Source organism: Microbulbifer litoralis (genome assembly GCF_023634065.1).
Taxonomy (GTDB): Bacteria; Pseudomonadota; Gammaproteobacteria; order Pseudomonadales; family Cellvibrionaceae; genus Microbulbifer; species Microbulbifer litoralis.
Genome location: NZ_JALKCV010000002.1, coordinates 408,624 through 421,706, shown reverse-complemented (window position 1 = coordinate 421,706; position 13,083 = coordinate 408,624). Strand labels below are relative to the sequence as shown.

At 63.5% G+C, this 13,083-nt stretch carries 13 protein-coding genes; 1 reads left to right on the top strand and 12 read right to left on the bottom strand.

Going from position 1 to position 13,083, the window contains the following annotated elements; translation table 11 throughout:
• Nucleotides 1-18 precede the first annotated feature (18 nt).
• The 11 genes from rlmN to trmJ all read right to left on the bottom strand — a co-directional run bounded on the left by rlmN (nt 19) and on the right by trmJ (nt 8,919).
• Nucleotides 19-1,179 (bottom strand): dual-specificity RNA methyltransferase RlmN, encoded by a 1,161-nt coding sequence (gene rlmN, locus MWN76_RS05190; RefSeq protein ID WP_250459900.1) that lies wholly within the window; start codon nt 1,177-1,179, stop codon nt 19-21.
• Between the two features lie 289 nt (nt 1,180-1,468).
• A complete protein-coding gene (ndk, locus tag MWN76_RS05185; RefSeq protein WP_250459898.1) occupies nt 1,469-1,897 on the bottom strand; it encodes a nucleoside-diphosphate kinase in 429 nt (142 codons plus the stop codon).
• A 176-nt stretch (nt 1,898-2,073) separates the two neighbouring features.
• Nucleotides 2,074-2,268: a Fe-S cluster assembly protein IscX gene (gene iscX, locus MWN76_RS05180; protein WP_250459896.1), complete on the bottom strand. Its 195-nt coding sequence runs from the start codon at nt 2,266-2,268 to the stop codon at nt 2,074-2,076.
• Between the two features lie 28 nt (nt 2,269-2,296).
• Nucleotides 2,297-2,635, bottom strand: a complete 339-nt coding sequence (gene fdx, locus MWN76_RS05175) for an ISC system 2Fe-2S type ferredoxin (protein ID WP_250459895.1) — start codon at nt 2,633-2,635, stop codon at nt 2,297-2,299.
• A gap of 92 nt (nt 2,636-2,727) precedes the next feature.
• Entirely contained in the window at nt 2,728-4,605 is a 1,878-nt protein-coding gene (gene hscA, locus MWN76_RS05170) for a Fe-S protein assembly chaperone HscA (protein ID WP_250459893.1), read from the bottom strand.
• A 9-nt stretch (nt 4,606-4,614) separates the two neighbouring features.
• Nucleotides 4,615-5,130, bottom strand: a complete 516-nt coding sequence (gene hscB, locus MWN76_RS05165) for a Fe-S protein assembly co-chaperone HscB (RefSeq protein ID WP_250459891.1) — start codon at nt 5,128-5,130, stop codon at nt 4,615-4,617.
• A gap of 184 nt (nt 5,131-5,314) precedes the next feature.
• Nucleotides 5,315-5,638 (bottom strand): iron-sulfur cluster assembly protein IscA, encoded by a 324-nt coding sequence (gene iscA / locus MWN76_RS05160; RefSeq protein ID WP_250459889.1) that lies wholly within the window; start codon nt 5,636-5,638, stop codon nt 5,315-5,317.
• A gap of 29 nt (nt 5,639-5,667) precedes the next feature.
• Nucleotides 5,668-6,078: a Fe-S cluster assembly scaffold IscU gene (gene iscU, locus MWN76_RS05155; protein ID WP_250459888.1), complete on the bottom strand. Its 411-nt coding sequence runs from the start codon at nt 6,076-6,078 to the stop codon at nt 5,668-5,670.
• Between the two features lie 34 nt (nt 6,079-6,112).
• The gene (locus tag MWN76_RS05150; protein WP_250459886.1) at nt 6,113-7,327 is read right to left on the bottom strand and encodes an IscS subfamily cysteine desulfurase; all 1,215 of its coding nucleotides are present in this window, start codon (nt 7,325-7,327) and stop codon (nt 6,113-6,115) included.
• 87 nt (nt 7,328-7,414) lie between these two features.
• Nucleotides 7,415-7,894: a Fe-S cluster assembly transcriptional regulator IscR gene (gene iscR / locus MWN76_RS05145; protein WP_250459884.1), complete on the bottom strand. Its 480-nt coding sequence runs from the start codon at nt 7,892-7,894 to the stop codon at nt 7,415-7,417.
• A gap of 239 nt (nt 7,895-8,133) precedes the next feature.
• Entirely contained in the window at nt 8,134-8,919 is a 786-nt protein-coding gene (gene trmJ, locus MWN76_RS05140; protein WP_250459882.1) for a tRNA (cytosine(32)/uridine(32)-2'-O)-methyltransferase TrmJ, read from the bottom strand.
• Between the two features lie 192 nt (nt 8,920-9,111).
• Here trmJ and MWN76_RS05135 point away from each other — a divergent pair, with 192 nt between their 5' ends.
• Nucleotides 9,112-9,915, top strand: coding sequence for an inositol monophosphatase family protein (locus MWN76_RS05135; protein WP_250459881.1), 804 nt, complete (start codon nt 9,112-9,114; stop codon nt 9,913-9,915).
• 27 nt (nt 9,916-9,942) lie between these two features.
• Here the strand turns inward: MWN76_RS05135 and MWN76_RS05130 are convergent, their stop codons facing one another.
• Nucleotides 9,943-12,879: an EAL domain-containing protein gene (locus tag MWN76_RS05130; RefSeq protein WP_250459879.1), complete on the bottom strand. Its 2,937-nt coding sequence runs from the start codon at nt 12,877-12,879 to the stop codon at nt 9,943-9,945.
• Between the last annotated feature and the right edge of the window lie 204 nt (nt 12,880-13,083).

Sequence of the window (13,083 nt, the reverse complement as noted above, 5' to 3'; positions counted from 1 at the left end):
GGTGATGTCTGGTCGACATCACCCGACGATGCGTACCGGGCTTTCAATATCGTCGCCGCGCCCGGCATTGCGGCGGCCGGCGTCCCGGTAGCGCTCGGAGCGGCGTGTGCGGTCGTTGACGCTGCCGGCCAGTTGGCCGCAGGCCGCGGCGATATCGTCGCCGCGAGTGGTGCGTACGGTTACGGTAAAGCCTTTGTCCAGCAAAATCTGTTGAAACCGTCGCAAAGCGTTGTTGCTGACCCGTTGGTAATCGGACAGCTCGAACGGGTTGAAGGGTATCAAATTTATTTTGACAGGCACATCGCGCAGCAATTCGGCCAGTTGTTCGGCGTGCTCCGGGCGGTCGTTGACCTCCCGCATCAGGGTGTACTCGATGGTCATCTTGCGATGGGTGTCGGGCATGCTGGCGATATAGCGCACGGCGCTGTCCAGAAGCATCGCAATCGGATACTTCCTGTTGATCGGCACCAGTTCGTTGCGCAATTCGTCGTTGGGCGCGTGCAGCGAGATGGCGAGGCTCACATCGGTCACCTCGGACAGCCGGTCCAGTGCCGGCACCACGCCGGAGGTGCTCAGGGTCACGCGGCGCTTGGAGATGCCGTAGGCGTTGTCTTCCATCATCAGGTTCATGGCATCGACGACGTTGTCGAAGTTGAGCAGCGGCTCGCCCATGCCCATCATGACCACGTTGGTGACCTTGCGCGGCCCCTTCGGCTCCAGTTGACCGAAGGACTTGCAGGCAATCCACACCTGGCCGATGATCTCGGCCGCAGTCAGGTCGCGGTTAAAGCCCTGCTTGCCGGTGGCGCAGAAGCTGCAGTCCAGTGAGCAGCCCACCTGGGAGGAAACACACAGGGTGCCGCGCTCGCCGTCGGGGATATAGACGGTCTCGATGGCGCTGCCGCCCTCGACGCGGATCAGCCACTTGCGCGTGCCGTCGGAGGAATCCCACTGCTTGAGCACTTCGGGGGCGCGGATCTCGGCCACTTTGGCCAGCTTTTCGCGCAGCGCCTTGCTGACGTTGGTCATCTGCGCGAAATCGTCCACCCCATTCTGGTGCATCCATTTCAGCACCTGCACGGCGCGGAAGCGCTTCTCGCCCAGGGACTCGAAGAATGCGGTCAGCTTCTCGACCGAGAGGCCGAGCAGGTTCACTTTGTCGGATTGTGGCTGGCTCATGGGTAACAGTGCCTCTAAGCTGGCTCGGTGGCGGCCCAGACGTTCCGGCCCCGGGTTTCGGGGTTCCGTTTCGCTAGCCGGGACGGGGTACGCCTTTCTGGGACACGGCTGGGCGCCCCCGCCGTAAATACATCCCTGGAGGCTTGTCTGCGAGGTCCCTCTCGCTGACAGTCCCTGCACCCATTGTCGGTAGCAGGGCCTTCACATCGACTCAAGAGTTGTTAACACCTTTGCCGATGCGCGAATCACAAGGTACGCCGTGCGCACCATTATGCTTCCAGTTTACAAATCAACCGCGCGGGCAGATTTCGTCGTCGGCGAAGAAATAGCTGATTTCGCGGCCGGCGGATTCGGCGGAGTCGGAGCCGTGTACCGCGTTGGCGTCAATGCTGTTGGCGAAATCGGCGCGGATGGTGCCGGCTTCGGCTTCCTTCGGGTTGGTGGCGCCCATCAGGTCGCGGTTGGCGGCGATGGCGTTTTCACCTTCCAGCACCTGCACGACAACCGGGCCGGAGGTCATGAAGCCTACCAGATCCTTGAAGAAGGGGCGCTCCTTGTGCTCGGCGTAGAAGCCTCCGGCTTTCTCGTCGGACAGGTGCAGCATTTTCATGGCGACGATACGCAGGCCGGCCTTTTCAAAGCGGCTTTCGATTTCGCCGATCACGTTCTTGGCTACCGCGTCCGGCTTGATGATGGAAAGAGTGCGCTCCAGGGCCATGTTTTTCTCCAATTTGTCTGATTGCTGGGATATCTGTAATTCCAATACGGAAAGAGCAACCAATAAGTTGCTCTTTCCCAATATTCACTTAGCTCAATAAATGAACAACCGTCGGTGACGGCCGGCGGATTATACGCGTTAGTGCGTGAAGTTTGTACTATTTCCGCCCGGGTCCGCTAATCGGCCTCTTCGATCCAGGCCGCCTGGATGGCCTCGAGGATTTTCTCGCCGCAGCGGTCCGGGTCGTCGTCGAAACCGGGCAGTTCGATCACCCAGTTGCGCAGGTCGACGAAGTTGACCCGCAGCGGGTCCACATCCGGATGGGTATCCACCAGCTCGATGGCGATATCGTTGATGTCGGTCCATTTCATAGTATTTTCCCCGGCAGTGACTGCTCCGTCAGTGTTTTTCGGATACCTGGTTGATGGTGTATTTGGGAATCTCGACCACCAGGTCCTCGCCGTCGACGATGGCCTGGCAGGACAGGCGGGATTCCGGCTCCAGGCCCCAGGCCTTGTCCAGCAGGTCCTCTTCCAGCTCGTCCGGATCCTCCATCGAGTCGAAGCCCTCGCGCACGATCACGTGGCAGGTGGTGCAGGCACAGGATTTTTCGCAGGCGTGCTCGATCTCGACACCGTTCTGCAGGGCCGCGTCGCAAACGCTGACTCCGGGTTCCACTTCCACAACCTTGCCGTCGGGGCAGAGTTCGGCATGGGGTAAAAATACGATCTTCGGCATAACTGACTCTCTGTGGTCCGGGAACCCAGCCTGCGGGCGAAACCGGCGATGGTCCGGGAGGACAATCGCCGGCCGGGCTGGCTCCTACAAAATCATTGATCAAATTCGTCCAGGGAGTGGCCCTGCATGGCGCGCTTGATCGATGCGTCCATACGGCGCTGGGCGAAGGCTTCGGACAGCTCGTTGAGTGCCTCGATGCGCCTGTGGATCTCGTCGGCGTCGCCGCCGTTGTGCGCCAGGCGCAGCGCTTCCATGCCCCGTTCGAGCGCGTCCAGTTCCCGTTCGTCCAGCAGCTCGGCACCGTTTTCCCGCAACGCGACCAGCAGGCTTTCCAGGGTGCGTTCGGCTTCCACCTGGGCCTCGCGCAGGGCGCGGGCGGCCATGTCCTCTTCGGCGTGGGTGTAGGAGTCCTGCAACATGCGGGTGATATCCGCGTCTTCCAGCCCGTAGGACGGCTTGACGGTGATATCCGCGCTGACGCCGCTGCTCTTTTCCATCGCGCTGACGGACAGCAGGCCATCGGCATCCACCTGGAAGGTCACGCGGATATGGGCGGCACCGGCGGTCATCGGCGGGATGCCGCGCAGCTCGAAGCGCGCCAGGGAACGGCAGTCCGAGACCAGTTCCCGCTCGCCCTGCACCACGTGCACCGCCATGGCGGTCTGGCCGTCCTTGAAGGTGGTGAACTCCTGCGCCTTGGCCACCGGAATGGTGGTGTTGCGGGCGATCAGCTTCTCGGTCAGGCCGCCCATGGTCTCGATGCCCAGGGACAGCGGGATCACGTCCAGCAGCAACAGGTCGTCGCCGGACTTGTTGCCCACCAGCACGTCCGCCTGGCGCGCGGCGCCGATGGCGACCACCTTGTCCGGGTCGATATCCGCGTGGGGCGCGCGACCGAAATAGTCCTCCACCCGCTCGCGCACACGCAGGGTGCGGGTGGAACCGCCCACCAGCACCACTTCGTCGATATCTTCCGCGCCCAGCTCGGCGTCGCGCAGGGCGCGCTTGCAGGCGCGCAGGGTCTTGGCGATCAGCGAGTCCAGCAGTTCGGCCATGCCGGCGCGATCCAAGCTGCCGCGCCAGTCGCCGAATTCGAGCGCGACGCTCTCTTCCCGCGCCAGCGCCTCCTTGGCGGTGCAGGCACGATCCAGCAGGGCCCGCTGGGTGGTGACATCCAGGTCACTGCCGAGGCCCGCCTGCCCGGCGATCCAGCTGGCGATGGTGCGATCGAAGTCGTCGCCGCCCAGGGCCGTGTCGCCGCCGGTGGACAGCACTTCGAACACGCCGCGGGACAGGCGCAGGATGGAGATATCGAAGGTGCCGCCGCCCAGGTCGTAAACGGCGATTGTCCGGTCGGCGCCGCCCTCTTCCTCACTGTCCAGGCCGTAGGCCACCGCCGCGGCCGTGGGTTCGTTCAGAAGCCGCAGTACATGCAGGCCGGCGAGGCGGGCCGCGTCTTTGGTGGCCTGGCGCTGGGCGTCGTCGAAGTAGGCCGGCACCGTGATCACGGCGCCGTCCAGCTCGCCGCCCAGGGCTTCGCTGCCGCGCTGCGCCAGCACCCTGAGGATTTCCGCCGATACCTGCACCGGGCTGACCGGGCCGGCAGCGGTTTCGATCATCGGCATGCCGCCGTCGTTGTCACTGTCTGCAAAGCGATACGGCAACTGCTCGCCGAAACTTTTCACGTCGCCGATACCGCGCCCCATCAGGCGCTTGATCGACAGCATGGTGTTGTAGGGATCCTCGCCGGCGCGCGCGCGGGCCTCCGCGCCCACGCCAATGCCGTCCTCACCGTAGTGCACCGCCGACGGCAGTATTACGCTGCCGTCCTCGGCCGCGATCGCTTCGGCCGAACCGCTGCGCACCGCGGCCACCAGGGAGTTGGTGGTACCCAGATCGATACCCACCGCGCGCTTGCGCTGGTGTGGTTCCGGGGTCTGGCCGGGTTCGGAAATCTGCAGTAATGCCATGGTAAATCTTCAGTCCAGGTCTTCTTCCAGTTCTTCCACCTGCTTCTGCAGCTTGCTCAGGAACTGCAGTTTGAGCAGGGAGTCTTTGCCCGCGTCGAGATCGCCGGCGACAAAGACCTCGGCGAAATGTTTCTGTTCACCGCTGTACAAGCCGTGTACTTCATCGGCCAGTTCGTCCAGCGCGGCGGCCGGGTCCGCTTCGCCACGCACGTCCTCCAGGCGCTCGCGCAGCATCATCTGCTGCATCAGGAATTCGGCGTCGGAGGTCGTTTGCTCGGGGCTGACCTCGACGCCGGCCAGTTTCAGCAGGTAGGCGGCGCGCTGTACCGGATCGCGCAGCGTTGTGTGGGCCTCGTTGATCTGCGCCGCGTACTGCATGGCGAGCAGCTGCTCGCGATCGGATTTCGACGCGTACTTGTCCGGGTGAAATTCCCGCTGCAGCTCGCGGTAGCGCTCGGCCAGGGCCCGGCGATCGACTTCAAAGCCGGGTTTCAGGCCGAATATTTCGAAATAGGTCTGTGCCATGGGCCTGTCCTCTCCCCCGGCCCCTCTCCCGGAGGGAGAGGGGCGCTCATGTTTCGGAGTTCGGAGATGCGTAGGGCGCGCCGTGCGCACCTCCCGAGTCCCGAGTCCCGAGTCCCGAGTCCCGAACATATTAAAAAGGCCGGCGTGCGCGACGCACCCGGCCTCTCTGGCGGCAGCGGAAAATTCACACGTGAAAGCTTTCGCCGCAGCCGCATTCGTTTTTCACGTTGGGGTTGGAGAAGGCAAACCCTTCGTTCAGCCCCTCCTTGACGAAATCCAGCTCGGTACCGTCCAGGTAGGCCAGGCTTTTCGGGTCGACGACCAGCTTGACGTCGTCGCGCTCGAACACCTGGTCCTCCGGTTCGGCCCGATCGACGAACTCGAGCACATAGGCCATGCCCGAGCAGCCGGCGGTCCTGATGCCGACGCGGATGCCGATACCACTGCCGCGCTTCTCGAGCTGGCGCCGGATATGATCCCGGGCCGCGTCTGTCATGGTAATTGCCATAGCGGTTCCCCTACTGCTTCCGCTCGCGATCAACCGGCCTCTTTTGCGTCACCGGCCAGTTGGCCGCGCTTTTCGCGAATGCTCTTCACGGCGGCCTTGATGGCGTCTTCCGCCAGTACAGAGCAGTGAATTTTTACCGGCGGCAATGCCAGTTCCTCGGCGATGGCGGTGTTCTTGATCTGCTCCGCCTCGTCGATGCTCTTGCCCTTGACCCACTCGGTCAGCAGGGAGCTGGAGGCAATGGCGGAGCCGCAGCCGTAGGTCTTGAACTTGGCATCCTCGATCACGCCGTCGTCGTTGACCTGGATCTGCAGGCGCATCACATCGCCACAGGCCGGCGCGCCGACCATGCCGGTGCCGACGTTGTCCGCCTTGTCGTCCATACGACCGACATTGCGGGGATGTTCATAGTGATCGATCACTTTATCGCTGTATGCCATGACTCTTATCTCCTAAATCTTTGCCGGTGCGGAATTAATGAGCGGCCCACTCAATGGTATTGAGATCGATGCCGTCTTTGTACATGTCCCACAGGGGCGACAGTTCGCGCAGTTTTTCCACCGCCTTGCGCACTTCCGCGGCGGCGGTGTCCACGTCGCTTTCGGTGGTGAAACGGCCGAAGCTGAAACGCAGGGAGCTGTGGGCCATTTCGTCGTTGACGCCCAGCGCGCGCAGTACGTAGCTGGGCTCGAGGCTGGCGGAGGTACAGGCGGAGCCGGAGGAAATCGCCAGGTCCTTCAGCGACATGATCAGGCTCTCGCCCTCGACGAAGGCGAAGCTCACGTTCAGGTTGCCGACCACCCGCTGCTCGAGGGAGCCGTTGATATGGACCTCTTCCATATCGCTGATCTGGTCCCAGAAGCGGTTGCGCAGCATCAGCAGGCGCTCGTTTTCCGCCGCCATTTCCTCTTTGGCGATACGGAAGGCCTCGCCCATGCCCACGATCTGGTGGGTCGGCAGGGTGCCGGAACGCATGCCGCGCTCGTGGCCGCCGCCGTGGATCTGCGCCTCGATGCGCACCCGCGGCTTGCGGCGCACGTACAGGGCACCGATCCCCTTGGGGCCGTATACCTTGTGGCCGGAGAAGGACATCAGGTCGACTTTCATTTCCGCCAGGTCGATCGGCAGCTTGCCGGCACTCTGGGCCGCGTCCACGTGGAAGATCACTTTCTTCGCGCGGCAGATCTCGCCGATGGCGGCGATGTCGTTGATCACGCCGATTTCGTTGTTGACGTGCATCAGGCTCACCAGGATGGTGTCCTCGCGCAGCGCTTCCTCCACCTGCTCCGGGTAGACGATGCCGTCTTCACGGGGATTCAGGTAGGTGACTTCAAAGCCCTCCCGCTCCAGCTGACGGCAGGTGTCCAGCACCGCCTTGTGCTCGATCTTGGAGGTGATGATGTGCTTGCCGCGGCCCTGGTAGAAGTGGGCCGCGCCCTTGATTGCCAGGTTGTCGGATTCGGTGGCACCGCTGGTCCAGACGATTTCGCGCGGGTCGGCATTGACCAGGTCGGCGACCTGGCGACGCGCGTCCTCGACCGCCTCTTCCGCTTTCCAGCCGAACAGGTGGGAGCGGGACGCGGGGTTGCCGAAGTTGCCCTCCATGGTCATCTGCTCCGCCATTTTGCTGGCGACGCGGGGGTCCACCGGGCAGGTAGCCGAATAGTCCAGGTAGATGGGAAGCTTCATACTTATCTCTCTCCGCGCACTGTGCTGTTAACTCGAGTGCTGTACTTGCTGAATTCTGGCAAAACCGGCGGTCCGGCGGCGCGCACCTTACTGTAAGCCGCCGATCACCGCCACTTTCTGTTCCGGCGCGTCGCGCAGTTCCTGGCGCCGCGCCACTTCCTGCACCTCGGCCCGCGCCACCAGGTCGGCGAGACTGATACCGTTCAGGAAGCTGTGTATCTGGTCGCTGAGGTCACACCACAGGTAGTGGGTGAGGCACTGTTCGCCACCGGCGCAATCGCTGTTGCCGCCGCAGCTGGTGGCATCCACGGACTCGTTGACCGCATCGACAATCTGGGCCACATAGATCTCGCCGCCGGCACGCGCCAGGCGATAGCCGCCACCGGGGCCGCGCACACTGGAAACCAGGCCGGACTGCCGCAGGCGGGAGAACAACTGTTCCAGGTAAGACAGGGAGATCCCCTGGCGTTTTGAGATATCCGCCAGGCTGATAGGGCCGCGACCGGCGTGCAGCGCCAGGTCCAGCATCGCCGTGACCGCGTAGCGGCCTTTGGTTGTCAAACGCATATCAGCTCCCGACTGATCTACAGCCCTTATCCGATCGGGGCGGGAGTATGTAATAACCCAGCAACCCAGTCAAGTATATAACCGGGTATCGGAGTCAGGTATTTCCCAAATGCGGAACGCTGAACGATGAATGCGGAATACGCGGAGATAGTTGATGCCGGACTGCAATATCTCCACCGCGACCAGGCGTTCATGCCTCTCAGTCGCGGAACTGCCCGCAGCCACGGCGGCCTTCCGCATCAATCATCCGGCCTGCCCTTGCCTCCAGTGCGGTGAATATGGTTCTGGATCGCCGTCAGCATGCCGCGCAATATCCCCAGCTCCATATCGTCCGGACGCACGCGACTGAACAGTCGGCGCAGGCGCGTCATGGTCTGGCGCGGGTTGTCCGGGTCGATAAAACCGAGCTCGCCCAGGGCCTGCTGCAGGTGCTCGTAGTAGAGTTCCATATCGCTCGCTTTGGCCGGCGGCCTGTCCCAGTCCGCGTAGCTGAGCTCGCCCCCCCTGCCCGCTTCCAGTGCGGCCACGCGCACCTCGTAGGCCAGCACCTGCACCGCGGTGGCCAGGTTCAGCGAGCTGTAGTCCGGATTGGATGGGATATGCACGTGGTAGTTGCAGACCTGCAGCTCCTCGTTGGTCAGGCCGCGGTCCTCGCGCCCGAACACCAGCGCCACCGGATGGCTCTGTGCCTCGGCCACGGTGCGGGCACCACACTCCCGCGGGGTCAGCAGCGGCCAGGGGATGCGGCGTTCACGGGCGCTGGTTCCCACCACCAGGCCGCAATCGGCCACCGCTTCTTCCAGCGTGTCCACCACCACGGCACTGTCCAGCAGGTCCGCGGCACTGGAAGCCCGCCAGATGGCGTTGGCGGCGGGGAACTCCCGCGGCGCCACCAGGTAGAGTTGGCTGAGGCCCATGTTCTTCAGCGCGCGGGCCGCGCCACCGATATTGCCGGGGTGGGCCGTGTTGACGAGCACCACGCGCACATTGTCGAGGGGAGAGAGATCCGGGGACGAGTTGGCCATACTGGTATGCATTAGTCGGTCGTTAGCGGCGCGCGAGTGTAGCAAAAGTGCGCGGGAATCCCTACAATCGCCGCCGTCGGCGCCCCGCGGCCGGCGCGACGATGCGCCAGACCTATCGATGCCCGACCCGGAGTTGCTGCTCGCTGCTCCCGCTTTTTACGAATCCCCCAACCACCACTGTGCGGAATAGCTATGGAACCCATGCTGAATATTGCCCTGCGCGCGGCGCGCAAGGCCGGAGAACTGATTGAACGGGCCTGGGAGCGCAGCGACCTGACCAAATTCGAGGAGAAGGGCCGCAACGATTTCGTCACCGAAGTGGACAAGGCCTGCGAGCAGGAGATCATCTACCACCTGCGCAAGGCCTACCCCAAACACAGCATCCACGCGGAGGAGAGCGGCGTTCTCGAGGGCGCCGAGCCGGACTACGAGTGGATCATCGACCCGCTCGACGGCACCACCAACTTTATCCACGGCATTCCGCAATTCGCCGTCTCCATCGCCTGCCGCTACCGCGGTCGCATCGAACACGCGGTGGTGCTGGACCCGATCAAGCGTGAGGAGTTCACTGCCAGCCGCGGCCGCGGCGCGGCCCTGAACGGCCGCCGCATCCGCGTCTCCGGTCGCCAGAACCTGCGCGGTGGCCTGATCGGTACCGGTATCCCGTTCAATGGCCCGGCACTGGAGAATATGGATTCCTACCTGGCGGCACTGAAAGAGATCGCCGGCCAGACCGCCGGCATCCGCCGCCCGGGCGCCGCGGCGCTGGACCTGGCCTATGTGGCCGCGGGCCGCTTCGACGGTTTCTGGGAAATGTACCTGAACAGCTGGGATATCGCCGCCGGCTCGCTGCTGGTCAAAGAGGCCGGCGGCCTGATCAGCGATTTCCGCGGCGGCGACGGCTACCTGGACTCCGGTCACCTGGTCTGCGCCACCCCCAAGGCATTCAAGCCGCTGCTGCAGATTGTCGGCAAGCACCTGGGCTCGGTGCGGTAATTCCCGGGGCGCCGCGGGAAGGAGCCGTCAATCACTGGCGGCAACCGCCAGCTGCTTTACCTCGCACCCGTCTGACAACAGCGCCTCCAGGGGCTTCGGCCGGCCGATATGGTAGCCCTGCACCAGGTCGACACCGATAGTGCGCAGCCTGGCCTCGGTAGAGGCGTCCTCCACATACTCGGCAATGGTCTGCGCCCCCAGGCGATGCGCCACCTGGTGAATTGACTCGACGATGATCGAATCGACAAAGTTCGATTCCACCTGCCGCACAAAGCTGCCGTCGATCTTGATAAAGTCGACGGAGAAAGCCTTCAGGTAGTTGAACGAGCTGAGACCGTTGCCAAAATCATCCAACGCCACCTTGCAGCCCATCTCCCGCAGCCGGGCGACAAAATAGCCGGCGTTTTCCAGTTGATTGATGACCGCGGTCTCGGTAATCTCGAACCCCACGCGGGACAGGGGGATCGACGTTTTTTCCAGCACCTCGATCAGGTGGGACTGGAAGCTGCCATCCCCGAGCGCATCGGCGGAAATATTCAGGGAGAAGTGCAGCCCCGCGCGGGCTACTTCTGCAGCACGCCGCACCAGTACCTCGTCCACTACCCAGCGATCGATCTGCGGCATCAGCCCGTAGCGCTCCGCCGCGGGAATAAACGCCGCCGGCAGGATCAGGCTGCCGTAATCGTCCACCATCCGAACCAGCACTTCGTAGTGATTGATCGCGACGATATTGCCGGTGGCCGCGATCGGCTGCACGCAGAGAGCCAGCCGGCGCTCGTCGAGGGCCTCGCGAATAGCGGATGCCATGATGATTTCCCGGTGCTGGTCGGCGGCCGCGCTCTGCTCCCGCTCGTAGATCATCACCGTGCCGCGGCTGGCGTGCTTGGCCGAGTAACAGGCGACATCCGCCTGGCTGAGGAGATCGCCGAGCCGGTCGTTGTGGCGATTGATTTCGGTAATACCGACACTGGCCCCCACATCGTAGATGCGTTCGTTCCAGGGGAAACGCAGGGAGACAATCTGGCGAATCAACTGCTCGCAACGCAGTTTTGCCTGTTCTGCATTGCAGTGGCGGAACAGCAGGCCGAACTCGTCCCCGCCCAGGCGCGCGACACTGTCGGACGCACGCAACAGGCCGCGCAGGTACTTGCTGACCTTTTTCAACAGCGCATCCCCGGCCAGGTGCCCGGCGCTGTCGTTGACCACCTTGAAACGGTCCAGGTCGATGTAGGCGAGCGAATGACAACGGTCACCGCCGCGCACACTGTCGATTGCATCCAGGAGCTCGCGCTTGAAGGCGTCGCGATTCGGCAATCCGGTCAGGTCATCGTGGGAGGCCTTGTAGCTCAATTGCCGGATCAACTGCCGCGACTCGCTCACATCCTGGAATACAGTGACCGCCCCCAGCAGCGCACCGCGCTCGTTTTTAAGCGGTGAGGCGGAGTGCTTGATATCGTAGGTGCGGCCGTCGCGGCTGTGCAGCACAGTGCCATCGGCGCCGTAGACGATTTCGCCGCGCTGGAGACACTCGGCCACCGCGTGATCCAGCGGCTTACCATCGCGCCCCCGAGTGATATGAAACACCGATTCGATCGGCTGCCCACGGGCCTCCTCGAAACCAATCCCGGTCATCTGTTCCGCCACCGGGTTCATGAAATTGATATGCCGCTGCACATCGGTGGCAATGACCGCATCGGCGATCGAGGACAAGGTCACCTGCAGGCGCTCCTTGGCCTCCATCAGACTGGCCTCGCTGCGCTTGCGCCAGTCGATATCCTCGATCTGGGCAACCGAATACAGCGGCTCTCCGTTCACATCCCGGGCGTGGCAGAAACTCAGGTGCCCCCAGACCACCGCACCATCCCTGCGCAGGTAGCGCAGCTCCAGGTGCGGGGCCTGCTGGCGCCCGCTGACAAAATCCCGCCAGAAGGCGCGGCTGCTGTCCCGGTCTTCCCGACAGGTGATATCGAAGACACTGCGCCCTTCAAGCTCACCGCTGGAGTACTGCAGGAATTCACCGAAACTGCGGTTCGCCTGCAGTATCCGCCCCTCCAGCGACACCAGCAGCATGCCGATGCGCGAGTTTTCCACCGCGGCACGGAAACTGCTTTCCACCTCGACAATGCGCGCGTTGCGGTTGCGCTCGATGTTGGTGTACAGCGCCATCGCGTAGGCCGGCAGCGTGGCGACGAAAATAGACAGGACCAGCGAAGCGGTGTGCGGTTGCAGGGACCCGGACATCAGCGCCGGGTTGGGGTGCGCCTCCACCCCCACGTAGCGGAAAACCAGGGCCGTCACGGTCAGGAAGACCAGCAGCAGGGTCTGTAATACCGGCAGCCGGGTCGCGGCCCAGATCAGCGGCAGCGACACGAACACGAACGGCAACAGCGCCACCTCCAGCAGCACGAACACCGAACCGATGGCAACCGCCGACACCGCCAGGAAACGCCCCAGCAGCGCCGGGCCCAGCGCCGCGCGCAGATTCTCGGGCCGGCAGTGCAGCGCCAGCGGCAGCAGTACCAGGATGCCGATTGCATCCGCCAGGTACCAGGGCAGGACCAGCGATGCGTAGGGCACATCCATCCGCACCGAGGCGATCGCCGAACCGATGCCGGCGCTGGCCAGCGGCGGCACTATCGCCGAGAAAAACGTGAAACGCAGCCAGCGGCGCAACTCGTCGAAGCGGTCCTCCTCCGGGCAGAAACGCCGCAGCAGCGCGGCGGCCAGCAGGATTTCCGTCAATCCCACGCAGGTATAGATCAGCGCCACATCCACGCCGAAATTGATCGACGCGCCAGCGACGACGTTGCCCGCCACGTACGCGGCGAGCAACAGCGGCCAGTCGCGCACCGGCGAGCGATAGAGGTAGGCGATGGCGATGGCATCGGCGTACCAGATGGGTGCGGCGCCCACTTCCGAACTCAGGAGCTTCTTGCACACCACGACAAAAACGGCACCCAGCACTGCCAATTGCAGGGCTGAGATCCAGGGACTTTGACAGAATTGCCGCCGCTCAGGACTGGCATCCGGGAGTAAAACAGACATCCACTGCCTCGGCTTATCGGTATCGTTCCGTGAGTACTGCCTGATTTCTGGAGCTGGCACTCCAACCGGGTAGCGCGGCGTCAGCAAACGTCCCGGCTGGTGTTGGAAACCCCGCATTGCGTC

Bases quoted from the DNA above. Each gene is read 5' to 3' on its own strand.
- rlmN (WP_250459900.1), bottom strand. From the start codon at position 1,179: ATGAGCCAGCCACAATCCGACAAAGTGAACCTGCTCGGCCTCTCGGTC.
- ndk (WP_250459898.1), bottom strand. From the start codon at position 1,897: ATGGCCCTGGAGCGCACTCTTTCCATCATCAAGCCGGACGCGGTAGCC.
- iscX (WP_250459896.1), bottom strand. From the start codon at position 2,268: ATGAAATGGACCGACATCAACGATATCGCCATCGAGCTGGTGGATACC.
- fdx (WP_250459895.1), bottom strand. From the start codon at position 2,635: ATGCCGAAGATCGTATTTTTACCCCATGCCGAACTCTGCCCCGACGGC.
- hscA (WP_250459893.1), bottom strand. From the start codon at position 4,605: ATGGCATTACTGCAGATTTCCGAACCCGGCCAGACCCCGGAACCACAC.
- hscB (WP_250459891.1), bottom strand. From the start codon at position 5,130: ATGGCACAGACCTATTTCGAAATATTCGGCCTGAAACCCGGCTTTGAA.
- iscA (WP_250459889.1), bottom strand. From the start codon at position 5,638: ATGGCAATTACCATGACAGACGCGGCCCGGGATCATATCCGGCGCCAG.
- iscU (WP_250459888.1), bottom strand. From the start codon at position 6,078: ATGGCATACAGCGATAAAGTGATCGATCACTATGAACATCCCCGCAAT.
- MWN76_RS05150 (WP_250459886.1), bottom strand. From the start codon at position 7,327: ATGAAGCTTCCCATCTACCTGGACTATTCGGCTACCTGCCCGGTGGAC.
- iscR (WP_250459884.1), bottom strand. From the start codon at position 7,894: ATGCGTTTGACAACCAAAGGCCGCTACGCGGTCACGGCGATGCTGGAC.
- trmJ (WP_250459882.1), bottom strand. From the start codon at position 8,919: ATGGCCAACTCGTCCCCGGATCTCTCTCCCCTCGACAATGTGCGCGTG.
- MWN76_RS05135 (WP_250459881.1), top strand. From the start codon at position 9,112: ATGGAACCCATGCTGAATATTGCCCTGCGCGCGGCGCGCAAGGCCGGA.